General features: G+C 58.4%; 23 protein-coding genes. 16 read left to right on the forward strand and 7 right to left on the reverse strand.

All coding sequences use genetic code 11. The features are described from left to right. Positions 1 to 87: 87 nt before the first annotated feature. Positions 88 to 1140: a 4-hydroxy-3-methylbut-2-enyl diphosphate reductase gene (locus tag AC2T9U_RS03825; protein ID WP_051277158.1), complete on the forward strand. Its 1053-nt coding sequence runs from the start codon at positions 88 to 90 to the stop codon at positions 1138 to 1140. Positions 1141 to 1174: 34 nt separating this feature from the next. Here the strand turns inward: AC2T9U_RS03825 and AC2T9U_RS03830 are convergent, their stop codons facing one another. After that, positions 1175 to 1513: a GNAT family N-acetyltransferase gene (locus tag AC2T9U_RS03830; protein WP_493696664.1), complete on the reverse strand. Its 339-nt coding sequence runs from the start codon at positions 1511 to 1513 to the stop codon at positions 1175 to 1177. 1092 nt (positions 1514 to 2605) lie between these two features. Continuing rightward, positions 2606 to 3772 carry a DNA recombination protein RmuC gene (locus AC2T9U_RS03835; RefSeq protein ID WP_115030863.1) on the reverse strand — a complete coding sequence of 389 codons (1167 nt, stop codon included), beginning with the start codon at positions 3770 to 3772 and terminating at the stop codon, positions 2606 to 2608. A gap of 107 nt (positions 3773 to 3879) precedes the next feature. Here AC2T9U_RS03835 and ychF point away from each other — a divergent pair, with 107 nt between their 5' ends. Together ychF and AC2T9U_RS03845 are read left to right on the forward strand one after the other, a co-directional pair. Continuing rightward, positions 3880 to 4965, forward strand: coding sequence for a redox-regulated ATPase YchF (ychF, locus tag AC2T9U_RS03840; RefSeq protein ID WP_115032683.1), 1086 nt, complete (start codon positions 3880 to 3882; stop codon positions 4963 to 4965). 864 nt (positions 4966 to 5829) lie between these two features. Beyond that, a complete protein-coding gene (locus AC2T9U_RS03845) occupies positions 5830 to 6558 on the forward strand; it encodes a S1 family peptidase (protein WP_493696665.1) in 729 nt (242 codons plus the stop codon). A gap of 83 nt (positions 6559 to 6641) precedes the next feature. Here the strand turns inward: AC2T9U_RS03845 and AC2T9U_RS03850 are convergent, their stop codons facing one another. After that, on the reverse strand, positions 6642 to 7967 hold the full coding sequence (locus AC2T9U_RS03850) for an FAD-dependent oxidoreductase (protein ID WP_493696666.1): 1326 nt from the start codon (positions 7965 to 7967) through the stop codon (positions 6642 to 6644). A gap of 147 nt (positions 7968 to 8114) precedes the next feature. On the opposite strand from AC2T9U_RS03850, the gene AC2T9U_RS03855 reads away from it, so the two are divergent. Further along, positions 8115 to 8681: a hypothetical protein gene (locus AC2T9U_RS03855; RefSeq protein ID WP_493696667.1), complete on the forward strand. Its 567-nt coding sequence runs from the start codon at positions 8115 to 8117 to the stop codon at positions 8679 to 8681. A gap of 12 nt (positions 8682 to 8693) precedes the next feature. Here the strand turns inward: AC2T9U_RS03855 and recQ are convergent, their stop codons facing one another. Then, positions 8694 to 10565, reverse strand: a complete 1872-nt coding sequence (recQ, locus tag AC2T9U_RS03860; RefSeq protein WP_493696668.1) for a DNA helicase RecQ — start codon at positions 10563 to 10565, stop codon at positions 8694 to 8696. 134 nt (positions 10566 to 10699) lie between these two features. Here recQ and AC2T9U_RS03865 point away from each other — a divergent pair, with 134 nt between their 5' ends. After that, entirely contained in the window at positions 10700 to 12163 is a 1464-nt protein-coding gene (locus AC2T9U_RS03865) for an MFS transporter (protein WP_493696669.1), read from the forward strand. 95 nt (positions 12164 to 12258) lie between these two features. Next, on the forward strand, positions 12259 to 13905 hold the full coding sequence (locus AC2T9U_RS03870; RefSeq protein ID WP_493696670.1) for a hypothetical protein: 1647 nt from the start codon (positions 12259 to 12261) through the stop codon (positions 13903 to 13905). Positions 13906 to 13992: 87 nt separating this feature from the next. Here the strand turns inward: AC2T9U_RS03870 and AC2T9U_RS03875 are convergent, their stop codons facing one another. Next, positions 13993 to 14346, reverse strand: a complete 354-nt coding sequence (locus tag AC2T9U_RS03875; RefSeq protein WP_115030849.1) for an XRE family transcriptional regulator — start codon at positions 14344 to 14346, stop codon at positions 13993 to 13995. 113 nt (positions 14347 to 14459) lie between these two features. Between AC2T9U_RS03875 and AC2T9U_RS03880 the strand changes: the two genes are divergently transcribed. Together AC2T9U_RS03880 and AC2T9U_RS03885 are read left to right on the forward strand one after the other, a co-directional pair. Beyond that, on the forward strand, positions 14460 to 14603 hold the full coding sequence (locus tag AC2T9U_RS03880; protein WP_181816055.1) for a hypothetical protein: 144 nt from the start codon (positions 14460 to 14462) through the stop codon (positions 14601 to 14603). Between the two features lie 113 nt (positions 14604 to 14716). Continuing rightward, positions 14717 to 15526 (forward strand): trimeric intracellular cation channel family protein, encoded by an 810-nt coding sequence (locus AC2T9U_RS03885; RefSeq protein WP_208303669.1) that lies wholly within the window; start codon positions 14717 to 14719, stop codon positions 15524 to 15526. On the opposite strand, the gene AC2T9U_RS03890 is transcribed toward AC2T9U_RS03885, so the two are convergent. Continuing rightward, on the reverse strand, positions 15523 to 16140 hold the full coding sequence (locus AC2T9U_RS03890) for a cytidylate kinase-like family protein (protein ID WP_493696671.1): 618 nt from the start codon (positions 16138 to 16140) through the stop codon (positions 15523 to 15525). The two genes, AC2T9U_RS03885 and AC2T9U_RS03890, sit on opposite strands and share 4 nt — an antisense overlap. A gap of 192 nt (positions 16141 to 16332) precedes the next feature. On the opposite strand from AC2T9U_RS03890, the gene AC2T9U_RS03895 reads away from it, so the two are divergent. Then, positions 16333 to 17526 (forward strand): S1C family serine protease, encoded by a 1194-nt coding sequence (locus tag AC2T9U_RS03895; protein ID WP_493696672.1) that lies wholly within the window; start codon positions 16333 to 16335, stop codon positions 17524 to 17526. 12 nt (positions 17527 to 17538) lie between these two features. Here AC2T9U_RS03895 and AC2T9U_RS03900 read toward each other — a convergent pair whose 3' ends face one another. Further along, positions 17539 to 18009: a DedA family protein gene (locus AC2T9U_RS03900; RefSeq protein ID WP_493696673.1), complete on the reverse strand. Its 471-nt coding sequence runs from the start codon at positions 18007 to 18009 to the stop codon at positions 17539 to 17541. A 234-nt stretch (positions 18010 to 18243) separates the two neighbouring features. Here AC2T9U_RS03900 and AC2T9U_RS03905 point away from each other — a divergent pair, with 234 nt between their 5' ends. From AC2T9U_RS03905 to dapC, 7 genes are all read left to right on the forward strand, one after another. Beyond that, positions 18244 to 18666: a (deoxy)nucleoside triphosphate pyrophosphohydrolase gene (locus tag AC2T9U_RS03905; RefSeq protein ID WP_115032679.1), complete on the forward strand. Its 423-nt coding sequence runs from the start codon at positions 18244 to 18246 to the stop codon at positions 18664 to 18666. Between the two features lie 83 nt (positions 18667 to 18749). Next, the gene (gene typA, locus AC2T9U_RS03910; RefSeq protein WP_493696674.1) at positions 18750 to 20645 is read left to right on the forward strand and encodes a translational GTPase TypA; all 1896 of its coding nucleotides are present in this window, start codon (positions 18750 to 18752) and stop codon (positions 20643 to 20645) included. A gap of 240 nt (positions 20646 to 20885) precedes the next feature. Continuing rightward, complete coding sequence (locus tag AC2T9U_RS03915; RefSeq protein WP_493696675.1) at positions 20886 to 22160, forward strand: aspartate aminotransferase type Ic; 1275 nt, start codon at positions 20886 to 20888, stop codon at positions 22158 to 22160. A 99-nt stretch (positions 22161 to 22259) separates the two neighbouring features. Continuing rightward, on the forward strand, positions 22260 to 23162 hold the full coding sequence (locus AC2T9U_RS03920) for a PIG-L family deacetylase (RefSeq protein WP_115030797.1): 903 nt from the start codon (positions 22260 to 22262) through the stop codon (positions 23160 to 23162). Between the two features lie 59 nt (positions 23163 to 23221). Next, the gene (locus AC2T9U_RS03925; RefSeq protein ID WP_493696676.1) at positions 23222 to 23674 is read left to right on the forward strand and encodes a flavin reductase family protein; all 453 of its coding nucleotides are present in this window, start codon (positions 23222 to 23224) and stop codon (positions 23672 to 23674) included. 133 nt (positions 23675 to 23807) lie between these two features. Further along, positions 23808 to 24128, forward strand: a complete 321-nt coding sequence (fdxA, locus tag AC2T9U_RS03930) for a ferredoxin (RefSeq protein WP_028326490.1) — start codon at positions 23808 to 23810, stop codon at positions 24126 to 24128. 8 nt (positions 24129 to 24136) lie between these two features. Further along, on the forward strand, positions 24137 to 25300 hold the full coding sequence (dapC, locus tag AC2T9U_RS03935) for a succinyldiaminopimelate transaminase (protein WP_493696677.1): 1164 nt from the start codon (positions 24137 to 24139) through the stop codon (positions 25298 to 25300). Positions 25301 to 25306: the final 6 nt, after the last annotated feature.

The raw sequence follows: 25306 nt of genomic DNA on the forward strand, positions 1-25306 counted from the left end.
TGCGCACACTGCCGTAATCACCGCTGCTGGCTCGCCAACCCCAAGCGCATGTGTCCACGCCCAATCCGTCCTCACTACGATGGTCGGGTGAGTGAAACCACCCAGACCTACGCCCAGCACGGCACAGACACCACCCCTGCTGGCGGTAAACGTGTATTGCTGGCCGCTCCGCGCGGCTACTGCGCCGGTGTGGACCGGGCCGTCGAAACCGTGGAAAAAGCGCTAGAGGCCTACGGCGCACCGGTTTACGTGCGTAAAGAAATCGTGCACAACAAGCATGTTGTTTCTGTGTTGGAACGTCGCGGCGCGATCTTCGTCGACGAGACTGACGAGGTACCCCAAGGCGCCACGGTGGTGTTCTCCGCTCACGGTGTAGCACCAAGCGTTCATGACGAGGCTGCCGCGCGCAGCCTGCGCACCATTGACGCCACCTGCCCACTGGTGACCAAAGTGCACCGCGAAGCCGTGCGTTTCGCCAACGCTGATTACGACATTCTTCTCATCGGTCACGAAGGCCACGAAGAAGTTATTGGCACTTCCGGGGAAGCCCCCGAACACATCACACTGGTGGACGGCCCCGCAGATGTAGCGAACGTGCAGGTACGCGACCCAGAAAAGGTGGTGTGGCTCTCCCAAACCACCCTGTCCGTGGACGAGACCATGGCGACCGTGGCAGCGTTGAAAGAACGCTTCCCGCACCTTATTGACCCGCCCAGCGATGACATCTGCTATGCCACACAAAACCGCCAAGGCGCCGTGAAACAGATGGCAGCCGACTGCGACGTGTTCATCGTGGTGGGCTCGCGTAACTCCTCGAATTCCCGTCGCCTCGTAGAGGTAGCCGTGGAGCACGGCGCTCGGTCGGGACACCTGGTTGATTACGCCGCCGAAGTTGACGACGCCTGGCTTGAAGGCGCCACCACAGTCGGTGTCAGCAGTGGCGCTTCAGTACCGGAAGTACTAGTGCGCGACCTGCTGGAACACCTTGCCGAGCGCGGCTTCGCAGAAGTGACTCCGGTGGTTTCCGCCGAAGAAAGCCTCCTTTTTGCGCTGCCACCAGAACTACGCCGTGACTTGAAGGCGCGCGGCATCCAATTCGACGCGAAGGTTCGTGGTGACGGAGGCCAACATCTACGTTGAGCGAAACATGGCTTTAGTCAGTGCCGAAACGTAGTCAGCTGCCCGCGGTGGGCTGGACTGGCCACGGCGGCGCACCAAACCAGTAGCGGCGGAACCCATTGCGGGAACCGTCGTAGCGGCCACCGACCCTCTCGATCGTTCTTTTAGACGCGTTGTTCTCTTCCCGGCAACACACAAGGGTCGGTGCCGCGCCCACCTCCGCGGCGATCAAAAGCCCCTGCCCAAGGGCTGCGGTGGCTATCCCGCGGCGCCGCGCCGAGGGACGGACGCTGTACCCGATGTGTCCGGACTGATCTAGAAGAAGCTGTGTCAGGGCATGCCGGCACGCCAGAAACCCCAGGAGAGGCCCACCGTTTTGCCACGTGTTATCCACGATCTACCGGTAGGTGCAATGCACATGCCCTGGAGGAAGTGCCACGTCAAGGTCTTCATAGCGGCGTCGGTTACCCAGATATTCTTCAAAACCAGCTCGGGTTGACTCGGGAACCTCGCCCCGCTGGTAGCCCGACCCATCGAGAGCCCCTCCACCGAAATCGAGCAAACAGTCACGCCATGCTTCGAATCGCGAGGCATCGGGCCCCACGAGCCACACATTTTCGTGAATCATTAAATTTTCCTCTCGCGACTTGGGTAGCGATTCACCCAACGTCCTCACAGATCGGGTAGGGACCTGCGAAGACTCAGTAAAAGAACTCGGAGGCCGTCACGCTTGTGGGCAGATCCACATGTCTAGCAGCTCAGAACAATTCGACACCATGCCTGAGAAGGCATCGTAGAAAACCCCCGTGCGTCTAGCAAGTGAAGTAAGATTTCCGCGTAATCTAGTGGATTCAAATACTTTCCTGGATGCCATTCAAAGCCGAAACTGTAAATGTTTATGGGTGTAACTTTTTATTGCAGGTGGCCTCCTTGAAACTTTTAGATACGTAAATTTCATGAGCTGAATTCAAGAATGGCACAGTCGCAGAAGATCGCCAGAATGTCCGCAAGGACAGCTTTTCTGACTTCTGTTGTAGTTACTGGAGCAATGACGGGAATGGAAGGTGTCTCTTTGGGGGCAGGTGAAGTTATTCAGTTAGTGGCTTTTGTGGTATTTGTTTTCGCTGCTAGATCCATACGGATGTAAAGAATCCTCAGTGGAATAAAGCTTCGGTTGGCCTCTTGGGGAAGGAGGAGAACTTCGGAGGTGTAAGCAGCCCGGCGACTGTGAGCAGTCGAATGCAATAGAAAGTGCTGCGAACAAATTTGGCGGTTTGATAAGAACTGAGTTTCTTGAGTCGTGGCGCCTGTCGTTCGTTGGTTCAGTCAGGTCAGTAGATTATTTCGGTGCGTCGGGGTGATCACCTGATCCAGGCGTATTATGAAATAAATGAGCCTTCAATTTTCTCGATTTCCAGAAGGTCAAAATGGAAATTTAACGGTAGGACTTGAAAATCCGGAACTGTCAGATAAGTGGCAAAGGTGGTTAACCTGCGTTGCGTTTTTCTGAATCGTCAATACTTTCGAGAAGTTCAGGGGCAGTCAACGGTCGCGGGGTAGCATCCAGCGGTTTAACAGTAGCAATTTCATCGCTAGTGATCCCTAGATCAGAAAATTTACGCGCAGTCACAAAAACCCGTGTCTCCAAAGTGCCAACAAGCTTGTTGTAGTTGGCCACCGAGTTAGACAGCGAAGACCCCACGGCCGTGAGGTGGGTCCCAAGAGTTCGCAGACGTGAATGCAAATGAGTGCCCAAATCGAGGAGCTCTTTAGCATTCTCAGCCAGAGAGTCCTGCTTCCACACATAGGCGACAGTACGCGCCAAAGCAAAAAGAGAAGCGGGGGAGACAAGTACCACCTTGGCGGTGAGAGCCTCTTCATACAAGGCGGGATTAGCGTCAAGAGCCGCAGAAAGAATCGCATCACCCGGCACAAAACACACCACCATCTCCGGAGTGGATGCGAAAGCAGTCCAATACTCCTTACTGGCCAAAGCGCGCACGTGTGAACGCAGGTGAGTCGCGTGCTGGGCGAGATAGGCAGCACGCTCATCGTCATCAAGATGAGCCCCTTGGGCTTGAAGAAAAGCATCAAGAGGGGCCTTGGAGTCGATGACGAGGGACTTTCCACCCGGCAATGTGACAACAACATCAGGGCGCACGGTTTTACCGGTGGAATTAGTGGAGGAGACCTGGTCGGTGAAATCGCACCACCGCTCCAGCCCCGAGAGCTCAAGTACACGGCGTAGCTGCGTTTCGCCCCATACGCCGCGGATATTGGAGGATTTCAACGCCCCGGCCAGCGTGGCAGTCTCGGACTGCAGCCCGCTAGTGGCGCGAGAAACCTCGATGAGCTGAGCCCCCAAACGGCCAAACTGTTGCTGACGGTCACGCTCTAAGGTGGTGACTTGTTCAGCCACACGGGCGATGGTGTTTTCCAGGGGAGCTAACGCGGCCCGAGTAGAGCTGTCTGCGTCGGTGACGGCACGCATGTCAGTGATTTGCTCACGCAAGCCTTCGATGTGAGCGCGTGCCGCAGCGAGCTCTGATCCCGTTTCCATTCGACCTTGAGTGCGACCAAGGCGGAAAGCAGCCACGACCGCTGCGACAGCAAGAAGCAAAACGAGCACGAAAAAGAACGTCACCTGGCTCATGAGCCAACTCTTTCACTTAGCACCGTCATTGTTGGGATGGGTGGCTGAAGCGTGTGCCGTGCAGCTTCGTCGCTGCACGTGCGGCGTGCCAGGTAGAGTTTTCCCTCGTGGCACTCACCATTGGAATCGTCGGTCTCCCTAACGTCGGTAAGAGCACTATGTTCAACGCTCTGACCAAGAACAACGTCCTCGCGGCGAACTACCCGTTCGCTACGATCGAGCCCAACGTGGGTGTTGTTCCGCTGCCCGATCCTCGCCTTAGCCGGTTGGCGGAAATTTTCGGCAGCGAAAAAATTTTGCCAGCGACGGTGTCGTTCGTTGATATCGCCGGGATTGTGCGCGGCGCCAGCGAAGGTGAAGGGCTAGGAAACAAGTTCCTCGCAAACATTCGTGAAGCCGACGCGATTTGCCAAGTTGTTCGGGTATTCGTTGATGACGACGTCACTCACGTCGATGGCAAAGTTGATCCCGCTTCTGACATGGAGACGATCAACACCGAGCTGATCCTCGCGGACCTACAAACCTTGGAGAAAGTCCTTCCCCGCCTCGATAAAGAGGTCAAGGGCAAGAAAACCGACAAGGCTGTTCTTGATGCAGCACTAGGTGCCCAGAAAATCCTCGAGGCCGGTGACACGCTCTTCGCTAAGGCTGAAGCCCAAGGGGTAGACGTAGCGATCCTGAAAGAACTTGGTCTCATGACGACCAAGCCGTTCCTCTATGTGTTCAACATGGACGAGACGCAGCTAACCGATACGGAACTGCAAGAGCGCCTATCGCAATTGGTGGCACCAGCCGAAGCGATCTTCCTCAACGCACAGCTCGAAATGGACATGGCTGAGCTTGACGATGAGGAAGCCGCTGAGCTTCTCGCTGAAGTAGGGGTATCTGAACGGGGCCTGGACCAGCTCGCTACCAAAGGGTTCCGCACGCTGGGGTTGCAGACGTACCTCACCGCCGGCCCCAAAGAATCCCGCGCCTGGACTATCCGTCAAGGATGGACTGCCCCGCAAGCAGCTGGCGTGATTCACACAGATTTCCAAAAAGGCTTTATCAAAGCCGAAATTGTTTCCTTTGACGACCTGGACGTTGCCGGTTCCATGAACGAGGCGAAAGCGGCAGGGAAAGTTCGTATGGAAGGCAAGGACTACATCATGAATGATGGCGACGTCGTCGAGTTCAGGTTCAACGTGTGAGGTATTCACACATGCCCTCTTCTTTGGCGTGTGTGGGTTGGTGACCAAAATCTTTAGTGCTCGGCGCGCATAGCTTTTATGGCTGTGCGCGCCGAGCTTTTGGATTGAGACGGCATGCAGGGCGTGAAGCTGCGTATGCCAGCGGGTGGGGGAGCGGCGGTGATCTGGTGAAGCAGTGCAATGTGCCCGTAGGTGCGAATGTGCAATCTATGGAGTGGCTCTGGGGTGCTTGGCTAGCTGCTAGCAAAGAAGTTAATACGTGTTGGATTGTGGTGAAGTTCCGGCTAATACGTATTTTGTGACTATGCGTGAGGGTAGATAACGAAAGGGAAACTTTCGTTCGCCAGTCGCGGACATAAGTACCACAGGTAGTTATTCCTCGTGGCAGAATCTTTATGTCCAGCTAAGTCGGGCTGGACACTGCTTACACAGGGGGCTCAACCCAGATGTGGGCGTGCTCTAAGGACAGTAAACATTTTTCCAATGCGTACGCCCCATCTCGTGATGAAAGTTCTTTGACTGATCAGGGGAACTCCTTTTCTGCGGGAGTGAGATGAGTCAAAGAAAACTATTCACACAAAAATTTATTGCACCAATCAATCATTAAGACAAGCGCCACATTTATGTGGCGCTTGTCACATTTATGTCCGCAGGATTGCTACCAGAGAATCTTCTACCTAAGGTGAACCTAACCGAGCTGCGGGTGATGGGGGGAGCATCTAATTCAACCCGCACCTCGAGTTTCACTGAAACCCTGCTTTTCGAAAATCCAGAGGGACGCTGGTGATTTTTGAAAAGCATCCAAAGTGCGCAGAAAACGACGTTGATTTCGCGCGCCTCAATCTACGATGCAACAAAAAGGTGATGAAGAAGAAAATGCGTGCTTCTCGTAAAAAAATCTCTGCAGCAGCAGCCCTGATTCTCGGCGCAACCCTCCTTGCGCCCCTCGCGAACCCCAGCGCCGCGCACGCGATCATCGGGGGAGAAAAAGCAAAATCTGACTCAACAGTCCTGTTGAACATCTACCTCAAAAAAGGTGGAGACTGGGGATGCACAGGTAGCCTCATTGGTGACCGCTGGGTCCTCACTGCTAAACACTGCGTCAGTGAAGCAAAAAGCCTCGATGGTATCCACACCTATCACACCAACACCAGGGCAAACCCCGGACCAGCAATCAAGGCAGAAAAAATCTTTCAACACAAAGATGCCGACATCGCTCTGATCCACCTTGCCTCGCCAATAAAAATTAACTCCTACGAAAAACTCGCTGAAAACCTGAAAGTTAAAAAAGGACAGGAAGCGACACTCCTCGGATTAGGTGTCCGCGACATCGTTAAAGAAACACCATCTGACGGTCTCTACTCCGCCAAAATCAAAGTACGAAGCGAATCCGTCACCGAAGACGGAAAAGTCATCAACTTCGTTAAAGGAACCGGAGTTGCTGGCGCTGGCGACTCTGGCGGCCCAGTAAAAATTGATGGTGTCGTCGCCGGTGTCCTATCCACAGGACCGCTTCGTGAAGGCATCGAAGACATGGATGTAGTGAACGTTTCCGCCTACCGCTCCTGGATTAAAGAAAAGTCCGGCATCTAACCGAGAAAATCACACAACAAAGGTGTCCCCCATGCTCACGTAAGCATGGGGGACACCTCCACGCAAAACTGCTCACCAAACCCCTACCCCCGCGCTTCGCGCCGCAACACCCGATGCAGCCACTCCACCAGCCGATAAACCCGCGGGTAGTACCTCTCCCGATGCGCAATCCACGGCCCAATCACTTCACGATACGGAGCCACGCCAGCACCCGGACCAAACAAACGCTGCTCCACCTGACTACCGCGAAAACCACACACACTCTGCACCTGACCCAACACCCGCATCACCACACCACTGACCCGAGCCACCGGATCCGACGAACGCACATTCTCCGCCAACACCGACGCATACACCCCTAACGCCTCCAAATCCGGCACCCGAGCCGCGTTGTACTGCGCAAATGCTTCCACTGAGCCGCGCCCCAACACCTCCGTCACCTTCAATGCATCCTCCAAACCAGCGTTGATCCCCTCACCCGTCGGAGGAATCACCCCATGGGCAGCATCACCCAACAACACCAGCCACTCGCCCTCGTGCACCCGAGAACACCTCACCACCGCGCCCGAAAACGAACGCCGCGAAAAGAAATCCACGTAATCCTGCTCTACCAGCAACGGAGCAACCTGCGGAGCATGCTCAGCCACAAACCTCCGCAACGCCGCCACATTCTCTGCACTCGCCTCCTCAGCCATAAGCAACCCCTCATCCGGACTGCCCTCCACGCACGTCAAAGACACACACCACACACCCGTCGACAACGCAGCCGCATACACCCCCTTAGCGCCAAACACGTAATGAAACGACGGGTCCACCCCCGCAGCCTGCGCCCCCACCTGCGAAAACAACACCCGAAACCGAACACCCCACGGCTCAACCCGAGGCGAAAACCCCTCAACCTGTTCACTCAATGCCTCCCGCGCCACCGAACGAACACCATCAGCAGCAAACACCCTCGCCTGCGCAGCATCCACCTCCACCACCCCAGAAATCGTCGAAAAACTCAACCTTCTCGACACAACATCAACCCCAACCAAACGATGCCCCGTCACCACCTCAATCCCCGCACACGCACGTGCCTGCTCCAACAAAACCCGATTCACAAACGCTCTGGTCGTAGACAGAACCCGGCCACTACGCAACTGCGCCACCTGACGGCGCCCCGCAAACACATGCCACCCTGCAACAACCTTGCTACCCCGCTGCACCCGCTCCAAAAGTGCCGGAGAAATCCGCCGCAATGTTTCCTGACCTCGCGGATTCACCCCAATCGGATAGCTATTAGCATCCGAAAGCGGAAACTCCTCCTCACCCTCATACACCGTCACCGCATGCCCGGCCTGAGCCAACAACAACGCCGTAGCAAGACCCACCGGCCCACCACCAACAACAACGCACCGACTCGACATCACACTTGCTCCTTTTCAGCCGCAGACCCAATAACCGACGTCTCACTCTCAGTAATGCGGCACCTCTAGCCACCGTAGACTTAAACCTCCAGGCACGGTCCCGCGAACCGCTGGACCGAGAGGGTTTCCAGACACAAGGAACACGACATGATCGTCCGCGGGATCGCAGCAATAACGGCAGCAGCCGTCATCACCATGTCAGCCCTCCACGGCGCAGCCGCCGCAACCCCGCCCCCCACCCCCGAAACCACAACCACCCGATGCTCGGCCGCCAACGCCCCCGGCAGAGTTCAAACCCGCCCAGACATCGACGCCGAATCCCTCAACACAGCCCGGGCCATGCTCACCGACCTCGTTAACTGCGACACCAAAAGCCTCATCACCCGCACCATCAAAGACCACACCCGCCTAACCTTCTCCCTAAACAAACCCGCACCCTTCTGGACCACCCCCATCCGTGACGGACGCTACAAAGCCCTGGCCCGCGCCTTCACCATGACCACCCCCACCCGCGACGGCAACGACTACGTATGGCCTCGTGTTGCCTCCACAAACGGACACAAAGACACAGACGCCTGGAATGAAGCCATCCGTGCCGGCCTCATCACTGCCGCCGAAGCCGAAAAATCCCGCTCAACCGGCAAGGAATACCCCGGCTGGCGTATCTTCATCGGCCTCGATGGACACGTCACCGCCATCATCCACGGAAACTAACCATCCGACCCCTCACCGCCTACACCCCGCCACAACCTCAAGCACGGCATCCCCATAATCAGCTAGCTTTTTGACGCCCACCCCACTCACCGACGCCAACTGCGTCTTCGAGGTCGGCCCCGCCTGAACAATCCCCACCAGAGTGGCATCCGAAAACACCATAAATGGAGCCACACCACGCTCACGCGCCACCGACAAACGCCACTGCCGCAACTGCTCAAACAACTCCCGATCCGCGCCCTGCAACGCACCCGCCGCCGCACCAGAACGCCCACCACCAGAATCCACCCGCGCACGCTTAACCGGCACCCGACCCACCGCTAACTTCACCGCCACCTCACCCCGCAATACCGCAGAAGCACCCTCACCCGGCACCAAAACCCCATAATCACCCACCGCCTCCACCACCCGCCGCGCCACCAACTGACGCACCACCGAACGCCACTGACGCTGCGACATATCAGCCCCCACACCCCACACACTCAACTGATCATGACGCGAAACACGCGAACGATCCGACTGCCTCCCCATAAGCACATCAATCACCTGACCAGCACCAAAACGCTGATCACGCTCCCGATCCAACCGAATAATCGCCGACAACAACTTCTGAGCAGCAACCGTGGCATCCCACGTCTTAGGCGTCGAAAAACACACATCACAGTTGCCACACGGACCCGACTCCTGCCCGAAATAACGCAACAACTCCACCCGCCGACACGTCACCGACTCACACAACGCCAGCATCGCATCCATACGAACCCGCGCCGCCTGCTTAAACCGCTCATCACCATCACCGGCATCAATTAACCGACGCTGATTCACCACATCAGCCAACCCATAAGCCATCCACGCCGTCGCAGGAAGCCCATCACGCCCAGCCCGCCCCGTCTCCTGGTAATACCCCTCCACAGACTTCGGTAAATCAAGATGCGCAACAAAGCGCACATCCGGCTTATCGATCCCCATCCCAAACGCAATCGTCGCTACAACAACAAGACCTTCCTCACGCAGAAAACGCTCCTGATGATGCTGCCGAACCCCCGCATCAAGCCCCGCATGATAAGGAACCGCAGCCACCCCCTGCCCAACCAGCCAAGCCGCCGTCTTCTCCACACTCTTACGCGACAAGCAATAAACAATCCCCGCCTCACCCGCATGCTCCTGCGTAATCAAACGCAACAACTGCTCCCGAGGGCGATCCTTCTCCTCAATGCGGTACTGAATATTGGGCCGATCAAAACTCGAAACAAAATGCGCAGCCCCACGCAACCCAAGATTCTCCGTGATCTCACGATGCGTGGCCTGCGTCGCAGTAGCAGTCAACGCCACCCTCGGCACACCCGCAAACTCTTCCGCAAGCACCGAAAGCCCCAAATAGTCTGGGCGGAAATCATGACCCCACTGCGAAACACAATGCGCCTCATCAATCGCAAACAACGCCACATTCACACGCCGCAACAACTGCCGCGTACGCCCGAGCACAAGACGCTCCGGAGCCATATACACCACATCAAGCTGCCCCGTAAGCAACAACCGCTCCACCCGCTGCTCCGCAGCCGCATCAAGACTCGAATTCAAAAAAGCAGCTCGAACCCCCACAGCCTCAAGCGCCGCAACCTGATCAGCCATCAACGCAATCAACGGAGAAACCACCACCGCCGTACCCCGCCGCAACAACGCCGGAATCTGATAACACAGCGACTTACCCCCACCAGTAGGCATCAACACCACCGCATCACCACCACGCGTCACATGCTCAACAATCCGCGCCTGCTCACCCCGAAACGACGAATACCCAAAAACCTGCGACAACACGGCCAACGCTCGCGTACCCACATCACCCGAACCACCCCACACCCCACCTACCGACCACTCAGTCATACCCCCACGCTAAATACCCACCCATACCCACCACACGGGAATGAACACCACCCGCGCGTCGTTGCGGTGCCCGAACGCATCACCACGTACAAACAAACAACACACCAATCCACCCCCACCGAACGCGAGGTGTCATGACACAGAGGACGCACGACACATTCAGCAACGAACAAAAACACGTCCTCGCCATACTGCTCATACCGGCATTCATGTCTCTGCTTAGCGTGTCGATCATCAACGTCACCCTTCCAGCCATCTCCGGCTCACTACACACCGGCACCTCCGGACTGCAATGGGTCATATCCGGATACGCACTCGTCTTCGGAGTCCTCCTGGTCCCCGCAGGCAGAGCAGGAGACGTATGGGGACGAGGCAAACTCTTCACCACCGGACTAGTCATCTTCGGTCTCGGATCCCTCCTATCAGGACTAGCCCCCAACATCATCATGCTCAACCTGGCCCGAGTAGTCATGGGCATCGGCTCTGGCCTACTCAACCCACAAGTCACAGGCATGATCCAGCAATACTTCAACGGCCACGCCCGAGGCCGCGCCTTCGGCGCCTTCGGCGGCATCATCGGCGTATCCGTCGCCATCGGCCCCGTCCTCGGCGGCACCCTCATCGCCCTGCTCGGCCCCGCCGCAGGATGGCGATGCGCATTCCTCGTCAACGTCCCCATCGCCATCGCAGGAGCCATCGCCGCACGCAAACTCCTACCCCCAACAGCCTGGACAGCCCACCCCGACAACCACCCCACAGCCACCAAGGAAAAAGCCGACTTCGACCCCATCGGCATGATCCTGCTCGCCCTAGCCACCACCTGCATCATGGTCCCCTTCATGGAAGCAGCGCTAGTAGGCCCAGCCATCTGGATAATCCTTGCCATTGGAATAGCCCTCGTCGCCGCATGGCTACGGTGGGAAACCAACTACCGCCGCCGCGGCCACCAACCCATGGTCGACCTTGACCTATTCACCACCCGATCATTCGCCAACGGAGCAATGCTCATCGCCGTCTACTTCTTCGGCTCCACCAGCGTGTGGCTCATCATCGCCCAATACATGCAAGCAGGCCTTGGCCACAGCGCATTCGCCAGCGGCATCATCGGCCTACCCTCAGCCATCGCCGCAGCCATCACCGCACCCATCGCCGGCAAACACGTAGTACGAATCGGACGCCCCCTCGTCCTATGGGGACTAGGCATCGTCCTCATCGCACTGCTAACTACCGGCGCCGTAGCACTACTACACAAACACGGCGTCAGCGAATGGTGGATGCTCCTGACCCTCAGCTTCCTCGGGCTAGGACAAGGAATGGTCATTTCCCCCAACCAAACCCTCACCCTGGCCGACGTCCCCGTGCAATACGCCGGCAGCGCCGGCGGAGTCCTCCAAACCGGACAACGCATCGGCACCGCAATCGGCATCGCCGTCATCACAACCATCGCATTCCACACCGCCACCAGCAACGGCTGGGACCAAGGCCTAGCGATCGGAATGGCCGCCACCGCCTGCACCACCCTGGCCGCCACCGCACTAGGCACATTCGACCTCATCATGACAAAACGAGAACGCCGCACCACCCCAGATACAAGATGAACACCTTGTGTCTGAGAACAACGCGCGTCGCATAGCCCGAACAGAACACCAGAGCTACGGTGACAAAACCTCACCCACCTACCCGAAGGCACCCCATGGCTCGCCGTTCTCTCACACTCACCATCGCCGCGGCCATGATCGCCGCAGCCAACATCACTGCCCCCACCAACGCCCACGCCGCCCCCACACCAGCAGCAAAACCCACCAGCGAAGAGCCCCACTCACCCCTCAACCGCAAAAAAGCACCACTGAAAATCCGCACCACCAGGACAGCCACAATCCGAGAAGCCGACCTCGGCGACATCAACCTCGGCCCCAAAACCGCACCACAACGCTTCCGCGCACCAGTACGCGGAACCCTCATCACACCCCGCAAACCAAAAGCCCACGCGCCACTCATCGTCTTCGGACACCTACGCATGCCAGGCTGCGCCAACAAAGCACTGACCTACCCCTGCCCCAAAGGCATCCAAGAAATCCGGTACGACCGCGGAATGGCCTGGCTTGGAGAAGCGCTCGCCGCCCGCGGCTACTCCATGCTCATTCCAGACCTCGCACCGATTTACTCACCCCAAGACACCGAAAAACCCTACAACCAAAAAGCAGCATGGCTGCGCACAACAGAAATGCTGCGAGCACACATGCTCTCCGCCAACGCAGGAAAACGCTCTGCCTGGGGCACCGGACTAACCGGAATGATTGACGGCCGTGACACCACACTAATGGTCCACTCACGCTCGGCATACATGGTCAACACCACCGTGAACGCATGGCGCAAATCACCCACCCCCATCAAACAAATCCTCGCCTACGGCGCGTGGCAAAACACACCATCCACAGACGAACCTCCCGTGCCTTTCCCCGCCGACATCCCCTTCCTCGACATCGCTGGCACCGCCGACGGTGACGTCGACCACGACGGATCGCAATGGATGACCGAACTCATCGGCCAGCGCCGCACCGCCCCGGCATTCCACGTCGAAGTCACCGACTACGGACACAGCTACATCAACCGCGAACTATCCCGCCGTCACCTCGACGACCGTAACGGCGTCGACAACGGCCCCACCGCAGCCGACCACGAAAAACTTCTCCTAGCAGCCACCCGTGGCTGGCTCGACCAGACCGTTCGAGGCAAACACGTATTCCCCATGAAAGCCACCGAGCCACTACCCAACGGGCTCATCGGCATCCCCGCCCGCTACCTCGTAGCAACCCCAGGCACTGTCGTACGCCGCATCTCCAACCAAGGAAAATGGGCCACCCCCCTGGGCAAAGGCGCATCCGTGCGAACCTGCCGCAACTTCTCACGCATGGATCCCAGCCCATATCCCTACCGATGCCCCGACGTCGACGACGGAACCATCATCTCGGACTCCTTCATGACCCGCGTCAAACTCGGCCCCACCACCGGCGCACGAGTAGCACTCACAGCGAAAAACCCGCAGATGATCGCTCTGCACTTGAACCCAACCCGTGACCGCAAAGACAAACTCGGCTACACCCCCATGCGCCTGACAGTCAGGATGAGCGACGGCCGCCGATACACCGTCAACCTCGGAAAGCAATACAACGCACTACGCGAATGGCCCCACCCCAACGGATCCGGCGAGTACTACGTCCAGACCGCCCGCGTCATGCTCCCCGCCGCAGCCCGCCGCGGCACAATGGTCAGTCTCGACCTCACTGCACCTCGCGCCGGCGAAGTAGACATACGCGCTATCGACACACTCACCCGCTAACACAAACACCTCAGCAACCTCCAGTGGGCCTCACCCCCCGACGCTACAGGTGAGGCCCACTGACATCACAGTCCTACAACAGCTGCACTAGCCACGTTCCAACGAACGCACATGGTCAACAACCTCTGGCATCGCAGCCCCAGCCTTACTTACCGCCTCCTCTAAATCTTCAATGGCGTAACCAAGAGAATCCAAGGCGTCCTCACCGCCACTAATGATGAGAACCTCAGCTGCATTGCCACCTTCACTCACACCAAGGTGCTGTATCGCTGCACCACCAATGAGCACAGACCCCGTCTCACCCACCGTGTGTTCCTTCTCAAGCACCTTCCACACTGCTGCGCACTCAGCCCCAGAGACAAACCTCAGCCGCAACTCATACAACAGATCCGAGCTGTTGTGCCGCCGCCACCAATCACTCGGAAACGTAATCTTTGCCATCCTCCGAGGCTAGGCCGCACCTCTTCACTTCCGGAACCCCGGCCACAAAACCCACCCACGGCACAAACCCGAAAAGACAAGCAACCCACCAACCCACTCCTAATGTGGGCTGTATGAGCGACACCGACAAAACCCCAAAAGTCATCGCAGAGCACACCGCACCAGGTGAACCCCCAGACGAAACCACCCCCGCCGTAGCCGGAGGTAAAGACACCCACCAACCCGCTCAAGGAGAAGGCGACGAAAACTCGCACTAACTTCCCGCCACCAACCACAGACACCCCAGCGCTTCACTCATGAAGCAATAATTTCCAGGTCCTCGCACTCTGAGGGGAGGACCTGAAAGCTTTCATGGTGAAGGAACACAGCGATGGACTACCTCCTCGAACCCGAACGGTTCTTCCGCGCCGCCGACGTTATCGGGATCTTCGCGAACGCACTCATCGGCGGAGCCGTAGCCCGCTCTAAAGGGTTTGACATCATCGGATTCGTGGTGTTGGCCATCACCACCGCCATGGCTGGCGGCATCCTGCGCGACGTCATCCTCGGAACCACTTTTCCCGTAGCTGTCACCGACCCCTGGTACATGAGCAGCGCAGTCGTGGCAGCACTGCTAGCGTTCGTGCTCGAACTCGACGGCCGATGGAAAATACTGCTCGCTGCAGGAGACATGGTCGCGTTGGGATGCTGGTCAGCCACAGGAGCAGCCAAAGCCGCCGCAGCTGGTCTGGACCTACTTCCCTGCATCATGCTCGGCGTAATCACCGCAGTATTTGGCGGCATGTTCCGTGACGTCCTGGTCAACCAAGTCCCCAGCGTTTTCGGTGGAAATCCCCTCTACGCCAGCCTGGCCGTGGTTTCCGCTTTCCAGATGACGCTCATGCTCCAGGCAGGGCACTACCGCATCGGCATGGTCATCTCAATCGTGGGCTGCACCGTGCTAGGGCTACTAGCCCAACGCCGCAACTGGATTCTGCCCAGCGCAGCCTCTCTCACCCTAGGGGGACTTGTGCGCGTCGGCCCGAACCTCGTCCGACGTATCGACCACGCCGAAGAACCAGCCATGGACATCGATGACCTTGACACCGGTGTCCTTCCCCGCATCGACCCCGCCGTTACCGGCAGCGACACTGAACAGCAGTCACCCCAGGTAAAAAACAACGACAAACCTGGCACCTAAGCCCCATCAGCCTCACACTGGGCTGCCCGCACACGCGCCAACGTGACGATAATCTCCACACACCCATCCACCCCCAACGAAGAGCTATTCAAAACCACATCAAAATGTTCGTCCTGGCGCGGATCCCACCCCCACATCCCCTGAGCCATCTCCACACCCAACCGATCCCGCCGAGCAGCGCGCTCCTGCGCAAGATCCCGCGGAATCGTATGCGTAGCAACCAAACGATCGATCCTGTCCTCCCACGGAGCAACCACTTTCACATGCAACGCACCAGGCACATCCCGACAAATGAACGTTGCGTTATACCCCAACACCACCGCACCCGCACACACCTGACCTGACAGCCAATCCTGCTGCTGCGCCGCCTGCTCATGCATCGATTCCACCGACAAAGGCCCCGCCGCCCGCGTAAACACCTCACGAAGGTGACGTAGCCCCGAACTCGGCTGAGCAAGCTCCTGCTCACCATCCTCGTCTGGCATCGGGCAAACCCAGGGCACCCCCAACTCCCCAGCCACCGCCGGACCAATCCGCTTTGCACCCGCACCCGAAAACGCAAACAACGTCACCAGCGGCAACCCCATCCGCTCCTGTGCAGAATTGCCGCCCATACAAGCCCTCCGAACCTCGACTCCACGCCCGTGTCCAGCAATACTGGCACGGGTGACAATCCCAGGCACGAGAACATGCACGGCTGTCGAGTATTCCTAAATTTGTCACTGGAATCCATCAATCAGCTGTAGATGTAGATGAGTTACGTCGCCTCGGCGTGCACCGGTGGGACACCAGATCAGGAGGTCGCGTTGAGAACGCGCAGAAGAAGAAGGAAAACATTCCTCGACCGACACCGAGGCACCGTAGGAATCGTCGCCGGAGCCCTTACCGTCGTCGGGGTTGCTGGCGCCGCACAAATCGCCTCCCACAGCGCCCATCAACTAGACAACGCCCACCCCAACCCCGACCTCGGATCTCACCCATATGGCATCGGCCTAGGCCAAGACTCAGACCTACTCGACATGCCCCCCGGCGGCACCAACCCTCACCGGCGAGGCGCCCCCGGAACCTACGGAGCCTCCTCACAACTCGACCGAGGAACCCGCCTGGAAAACGCACCCGGAGTCACCCTCATCGACACCCGACAAAGCCAAGGCGAAGGCATGGGAACCGGCATGGTCCTCACCTCCGAAGGTCAAGTCGTCACCAACTATCACGTCGTCGAAGGCTCCGAAACCGTCCAAGTCACCATCCCCGACACCGACAAGACCTACACCGCCAGCATCATCGGGCGAGACAAAGTCCGCGACGTCGCCCTCCTCCAACTCAAAAACGCCCACGGCCTCAAAACTGTCTCCGTCTCTGAAGCTGCAGTACGCCTAGGTGACAGCGTCCACGCAGTCGGAAACGGCAACGGCCAGGGATACCTCACCCGACTCGACGGCAAAGTCACAGGAATTAACCAAGCCATCGACGTCTCCGACGAAGTATTTGGATCCACCTCACGACTCAATAACCTCATCCGCACCGACGCAGACGTTGTCCCCGGATACTCCGGCGGCCCCCTCCTAGACTCCACCGGACGCGTCATTGGCCTGACCACCGCAGCCTCCGCAGGCATCCGCAGCTCCCAGGTCGACGGTTACGCCACCCCGATGAGCGAAGTCATGAACATCATCCGCCAAATCCGAGCCGGCAACGAATCCGGTGACATCCGCCTAGGCCGCAAAGCCGCCCTAGGCGTCAGCGTCGGCCGCGACCCCCATGGACGAGAAGGCGCCCCCGTGGTCGAAATCACCCCCGACTCACCGGCAGCGAAAATCGGCATCAAAATCGGAGACCTCATCACCGAAATTGACGACGAAGAAATCGAATCCGCAGAAGAACTCGCCACCGCAGTCGGATCCCTTGACCCCGGAACAACCGTGCAAATCGCCTGGGTCACAGACCACGGAATCGAACACGACACCGAAGTCACCCTGACCGGAAGCACCCTGAACTAACAACAACCACCCTCACCGAACACGCTGACGCAATAACCACCACAACAGCCACACCCCCACCACAGCAACCCCCGCCAACCCCCACACAGACCGTGCCGCAGCCTGCAACCACACCTGCCACACCGTAAAACCAATAGTTGTGTAAATCGTCGCCCACACCATCGACCCCACCACCGCAGCAGGCGTGAAACGCCACACCGACATCCCAGCCATACCCGTCGACACCTGCACGAAAGACTGAAAACCAACAGTCAAATACGACAAAGCCACCGCCAACGCACCCCACCGATTCACAAACAACCGAGCCCGCTCCATCCGCGGACCCGCAAACACATCATGAAAACGACTCCGCCGACCCCCTGAAGCAATACCCCGCCCCACCACATACAAAACATGCCCCCGCAACAAACCGCCCAGAAAAAACACCACCCACAGCGCCGCGAAAGGCAGCGACTCACTCCACCCAACAAGAACGTCGATCACGAACCCACAACCCGATCACGACGCCCACCAAGCCACGCAGCACGAGCCAAGGACATGCCCTTATTGTCGCACCACCCACCTGCACAGACAGATTTGTGAAAACCCTTCGGAACGCCACCAACGCGACGATAGGTAGGCGGATCGCGGAGGCGGCGGAGGAGGGGCCGCCGCCCCCGCGATCGTCTGGCTTAAGAGCACCAGTACGCCCACACAGCCATGGCACCATATGCCGACATGGAATCCATCCCTGTCGTCGGCGCCGCCATCTGCGACGATCTGCAGCGTCCCACCAAATTCCTCGCCGCCCGCCGCAGCTACCCAGCCAGCCTCGCCGGAAAATGGGAATTCCCCGGAGGCAAAGTAGAAACCGCTGAAGACCCCCTCAGCGCGCTTCACCGCGAAATCAACGAAGAACTCGGCGGACTCATCATCGCTGCAGACCCCATCACTGGCCCCGAAAATGGCGGCTGGCGCACCAGCGACCGCCACGTCATGACCGTCTACCGCGCAATCATCGCTCCCGGAAGCAGCGTTGAACCCGGCGACTCTCACGATCAACTCACCTGGGTCGACGCCACTAACGCCCTCGAACTCGACTGGCTACCAGGCGACATCCCCATCGTCCACACCCTGCTAGCACTGCTACACCAGCCCTAAAACATCCCCCAAAAACCAGCGCATTCATCCCCACCGCATGCGTGATGTCCTGCGAGGCAACTCACAGATGGAATGATGGGGGTATGCAATCCCGCGGAGATATCCGAAACGTCGCCATTGTTGCCCACGTCGACCACGGCAAAACCACCCTCGTCGACAAAATGCTCTGGCAGGGCGGTGCGTTCGGCGAACATGATCACGTCGACGAACGAGCGATGGACTCCGGTGACCTCGAACGCGAGAAGGGCATCACCATTCTCGCCAAAAACACGGCGATCCACTACAACGGCCAGTCAGCCTCGGAATTTCCTAACGGCGTCACCATCAACATCATCGACACCCCCGGACACGCCGACTTCGGTGGCGAAGTCGAGCGCGGCCTATCCATGGTCGACGGCGTTGTCCTCCTCGTAGACGCTTCCGAAGGCCCCCTGCCTCAAACCCGCTTCGTGCTCCGCAAAGCGCTCGCGGCCAAGATGCCAGTCGTGCTGTGCATCAACAAGGTTGACCGCCCGGACTCACGTATCGAGGAAGTCGAAGACGAGGTTTCCTCCTTGTTCCTGGACCTCATCGAGGACATCGGTGGGGACGAAAGCCAACTGGAATTCCCCGTCGTCTACGCCTCAGCAAAAGCAGGCGTTGCCTCCACCGAACGCCCAGGTGACGGCGCCCTACCCGACTCGGAAAACCTCGAGCCGCTGTTCAAAACCATCATGGAAAGCATCCCGGCTCCCTCCTACGACGAGGAAGCCCCGCTGCAGGCGCACGTCACCAACCTGGACTCGAGTAACTTCCTCGGCCGCATCGCTTTGCTGCGAGTCTTCAGCGGCACCATCAAGAAAGGACAGACCGTAGCCTGGTGCCGACGAGATGGCTCCACAAGCAACGTCCGTATTACCGAGCTACTCGTCACCGAAGGGCTCGAACGTAAACCGGCCGAATCTGCAGGCCCTGGCGACATCATCGCCATCGCCGGTATCCCCGACATCATGATCGGTGAAACTCTCGCCGACCCCGAGGACATCCGACCACTGCCGCTCATCACCGTTGACGAGCCCGCCATCTCGATGACCATTGGAACCAACACTTCGCCGCTGGCAGGAAAAGTACGTGGCTCCAAAGTCACCGCCCGCCTAGTCAAAGACCGTCTCGACCGTGAACTGATCGGCAACGTCTCCCTCAACGTGCTTCCCACCGAGCGCCCCGACGCCTGGGAAGTGCAAGGACGAGGCGAACTGGCCCTAGCCATCCTGGTAGAGCAGATGCGTCGCGAAGGATTCGAGCTCACTGTCGGCAAGCCCCAGGTGGTTACGAAAGAAATCGACGGCAAGCTCCACGAGCCCACCGAACACCTCACCATCGACACTCCCGAAGAACACCTCGGCGCGATCACACAGCTTCTGGCTGCGCGCAAGGGACGCATGGAACAAATGACCAACCACGGCACCGGATGGGTCCGTATGGAGTTCGTTGTTCCAGCCCGAGGACTTATCGGATTCCGTACTGAATTCCTCACCGAAACCCGCGGTACCGGCATCGCTAACCACATGTTCCACCGCTACGAACCATGGTTCGGACCCATCTCCACCCGGCAGGCAGGCTCCCTGGTTGCCGACCGTTCCGGCGCCGTCACCGCCTACGCCATGGTCAACTTGCAAGAACGCGGCGTGCTCTTCGTTGAGCCTGGTACCGAGGTGTACGAAGGCATGATCGTTGGCGAGAACTCTCGCGCCGATGACATGGACGTCAACATCACCAAGGAGAAAAAGCTCACTAACGTACGCGCCTCCTCCGCAGACAACTTCGAAAAGGTCATCCCGCCGAAGAAGCTGTCGCTCGAACAGTCCCTCGAGTTCTGCCGCGATGACGAATGCGTCGAGGTGACTCCTGAGGACGTACGCATCCGCAAAGTCGTTCTTAACGCTAGCGACCGGGCCCGCGCCGCCGCCCGCGCTCGTAGCGAATCCAAAAAGAACTGATTCTGCCTTCCCGTAGGTGGGGTTGCCTCACAACGCAATTTTGTGGTGATCTCACCTACGGGAGGTCTCGCATGCTGGTGAGACAGGGTTTACCGACGCCGAAACGAGAGAATAATCTCTGAGCGAGAATTGATTAGCCGGCCGTGACAGCGCTATGCAACAAAAATCACGACGGTACGGGGGAGAAGGGACAAGCAACAACCCCACACCCCCTGAACCACCATCAGCAGAGGGAGAACCATGACGGTTTCGCAGTGCGTGGACACAGAAGCATTAGGCGCTGCTTTCGCAGATGCTAAGAAACGCTACGCCGAGTTCACCGATCTCGGTCTTAACGTCACGCGCGGCAAACCTAGTTCCGCACAGCTCGACCTCGCTGAAGGCATGCTCACCGCGTTGAGCACTGGAGATCACAGCGGCATCGAAGACGGTGACCTGCGTAACTACGGAGGCCAGCGCAAAGGCCTGCGCGAACTCCGCGAAATTTTCGCTCCGCTTGTTCAAGTGCCCACCGAACAGCTTGTTGCCCGCGATAACTCTTCCCTGTCGCTCATGCACTTCGCCATGGCGAGCAGTTTCTTCCACCCCCTGCCTGGGTCTGACACCGCATGGGCAGGTCAGCGCGTCCGCTTCCTAGCCCCGTCTCCTGGATACGACCGTCACTTCGCCGTCTCCGCTGAACTTGGTGTTGACCTGATCACCGTCGGCATGAACGATGACGGTCCTGACATGGACGCCGTCGAAAAACTCGTTGCCACCGACGCCACGGTTAAAGGGATTTGGTGCGTACCGAAATATTCCAACCCCACCGGGATCACCTACAGCGATGAAGTAGTGCGCCGCCTAGCCAGCATGAAGGTGGCAGCCGACGATTTCCGGATTTACTGGGATAACGCCTACGCCATCCACCACCTCAGCGAAAACCACGACGAGGTCCTTTCAATCCTGGATGCGTGTGAGCAAGCAGGTAATCCCGACCGAGCCTTTGTGTTCGCTTCTACTTCCAAAGTCAGCTTTGCTGGCGGCGGTGTTTCGTTCTTTGGGGCAAGCAAAGACAACATCGCATGGTTCCTCGCCCGTGATGCGATGCGCTCTATCGGTCCGGACAAAATTAACCAGCTTCGTCACGTCCGCTTCTTCGGAAATAGCCAGGGCGTCATCGCACACATGCGTAAGCACGCTGAAATCCTTGCACCCAAATTTGAGGCAGTTGGTGCAGCACTTAATCGTGACCTTAAACCCCTCAAAGTAGCCCAGTGGACCGAACCTGTCGGAGGGTATTTCGTCAGCGTTGATGTGGTCCCGGGAACCGCTAAGCGTGTTGTTGAGCTCGCGCAGCAGGTAGGTGTGGCGCTCACCCCGGCTGGTGCTACCTATCCAGGGGGACAAGACCCCGCGGACAGTAACCTACGGCTCGCACCCTCCTACCCGGACCTCGAAGAACTAACCCAGGCGATGGAAGTCTTCACCACCTGCGTCATCATCGCTGCAGGTGAAAAACTCCTCACCGAGTAAGCAACCGGCATGCCCGGCGCAGTGTCAGCAGCAAGGGGTGCTGCGTCGGGCTGTCTACCTCAGGCAAGACCTCCCGCTGAACCCAGCTACGGTGAGACTATGTCACAGCCCCAATCGGAACCCACCGTGCACGAGCGCTCCCGTCTTCTCTTCATCCACGCACACCCCGATGATGAAACTCTCTGGAGCGGCGTCACCCTGGCCCACTACGCAGGCAAAGGAGCAGACGTTCACGTTCTCACCTGCACCCTGGGGGATGAGGGAGAAGTCATCCCGCCTGAACTTGCTCACCATGCTCCAGACCAGGAGAACACTCTTGGCCAATACCGACGCGGTGAGCTGCGCGCAGCGATGAAAACGATCGGGGCTCGTGAGCACGTTTTGGGGGAAAACCCGCTCACTATGCGCGGTGCTCGCTACCGTGACTCTGGCATGGCAGGAACCGACGAAAACAACGATCCGCGCGCCCTGTGCCGTGCTGACCTAGGCTCTCTAGCTGCGCGTATCCGTGCCCGCATTGTTCGCCTCGCCCCTGATGCCGTCATCACGTACGAAGCTACTGGTGGTTATGGTCACCCTGACCATATCCGGGTACATGAGGCCACACGCGCTGCTATTGCAGGTCTTCCCGCAGAGCAACAGCCGCCCCTGTACGTGATTCTTGTGCCTGACGATGTCGCCCGCGAAGATCGACGTTGGTTGCAATGCCACGTTTCGCCAGCTAGCGGGCTGCGCGTTCCTGCAATCGGTGATCCGTACCCGCCTTCTGTGGTTAATCGCGAACTCGTCACCCATGTTGTGCATGGCAGTTCAGCAGACCTTGCATTGCGGGATGCAGCCTTAGCTCACCATCGCACTCAGGCGACTGTCTATCAGGGGTATTACGCCCTTTCGAATGATGTTGCGGCGCGCTTGCCGCGTACTGAATATTTTGCCCGCATAGATCCGGTCACGGGCAGCTATGCCCGCCGCATCGGTGCACCTGTTGAAGGACTTGTATGAATCACGACGTCACCATGTCATCGGGGCACCTTGTTGCCCCAGACGAGTACCGTCACGCTATGAGGCGGGTCGCTGCAGGAATATCTGTGCTGACGACCACCGATGGGCGTCATGACCTCGCCATGACACTGAACTCGGTTACCTCGGTTTCCCTGGATCCGCCCCTGCAGCTGGCTGTCATACACAACGAGGCGCGTTGTCTAGAAGCGCTGCTAGAGAGCAAACACTGGATTATCAATGTGTTGCCGGCATCAGCGCGGCATTTGGCAACACGTTTCGCTGAGGTTGGTCGGCCTTCTTTCGGGCAGCTTGATCGGGTTGATCACAGCCGTTCCACAGAAGATCTGGCGTGTCTGGATGTGGCGATAGCTCGGTTTCATTGTCGTTTGTGGGCGCAGTACCCGGGTGGAGACCACACCATCGTTGTTGGCAGTGTTGTGCGTGTTGAGGTGCCAGTGGATGTTGGGCCAGGTCTTTTTACTTATCGGGGCGAGATGCGTTCGGTCGACTGATGGGCCATTGTCCAGGTGAGCTCAGGTCGACGTAGGCTGGAGGGGAGCGGAGGCCGCGAAGATGTGGCCACGGCATATCCTTTGCCGGTCGCCTGAAGGCGAAATCCGCCGTTTCCCAGGAGGTTCCTTCACAATGACTTATGTCATCGCCCAGCCGTGCGTCGACGTCAAGGACAAGGCGTGCATCGAGGAGTGCCCTGTCGACTGCATTTATGAGGGCGAGCGTTCGCTCTACATTCACCCTGATGAGTGTGTCGACTGCGGTGCCTGCGAGCCGGTGTGCCCTGTCGAGGCTATTTACTACGAAGACGATGTGCCTGAAGAGTGGAGCGATTACTACAAGGCGAACGTCGAGTTTTTTGATGATTTGGGTAGCCCTGGTGGCGCAGCCAAATTGGGTCTTATTAAGAAAGACCACGAGTTTATCGCGGCGCTTCCTCCGCAGGGGGAGTGAGCACTGGCATGACTGACTCTTTGGGTCAGCCTGTGGGAGTTCGGAATCTTCCGGATTTCCCGTGGGACTCGTTGGTTCCGTACCGGAAACGCGCTAGTGAGCACGTAGGTGGGTTGGTGGATTTGTCGGTGGGAACACCGGTGGATCCGACTCCGCGAGTTGTGCAGGAGACACTTATTGCTGCCGCGGATGCTCCGGGGTATCCGCTCACCTATGGTTCTGGTGAGGTACGACAGGCTGTTGCGACGTGGTTCGCCCGGCGCCGTAATGTTCCTGACCTTGACCCGGAGGCGGTTTTGCCTCTGGTTGGGAGTAAGGAACTGGTTGCGTGGCTGCCTACTCAACTTGGCCTGGGCCCGGGGGATGTCGTTGCATTTCCGTCGCTGGCATACCCGACCTACGACGTCGGTGCTCGGTTAGCTGGTGCTGCTTCGGTCACTGTGGATGATGTGGCTGCCTTTGAACCGGCGGAGTTAGGGCAGATGCCCCGCCTTTTGTGGGTGAATTCACCAGGCAATCCCACGGGCAAGGTTGCTCCTGCTGAGCAGCTGGCCGCGCTGGTTAGGTGGGCGCGGGAGCATGGTGTGGTTGTTGCTAGCGATGAGTGCTACGCCGAGTTGGATTGGCGAACTCCAGCGCTAGGTGGTCCTGCGGAACCAGGTCAGCCAGCTACGGTCCCAAGCATCCTCGACCCGCGGGTGTGTGGTGGCAGCCATGAGGGGCTTTTGGCTGTGTATTCGCTGTCGAAGCAGTCCAATATGGCTGGCTATCGAGCTGGTTTTCTTGCTGGCGATGTGAAAATCGTCAAGGCGTTGCTGGAGGTGCGGAAGCATTCGGGCATGATCATGCCTGCTCCGGTGCAGGCTGCTATGGCCGCAGCTTTGGCAGATGATGCGCATGTGGATGCGCAGCGTGAAATTTATCGTGCACGTCGTGACGTGTTGTTACCTGCGGTTGAGGCGTTCGGGTTCACTGTTGATGACTCCGAGGCTGGGCTGTATGTGTGGGCTCGCCGTAGCGGTGACTGTTGGGAAGATCTGTCTGCATTGGCTGAGCGTGGAGTGGTTGTGGCTCCGGGGGCATTTTATGGGCCTGCCGGTGCTGGCCATGTGCGGATTGCGTTGACTGCCACAGATGAGCGTATTGCTGCAGCAGCTGCGCGGTTGTGTTGAGCTCAG

The sequence above is a fragment of the Dermatophilus sp. B7861-1 genome, from assembly GCF_058996045.1.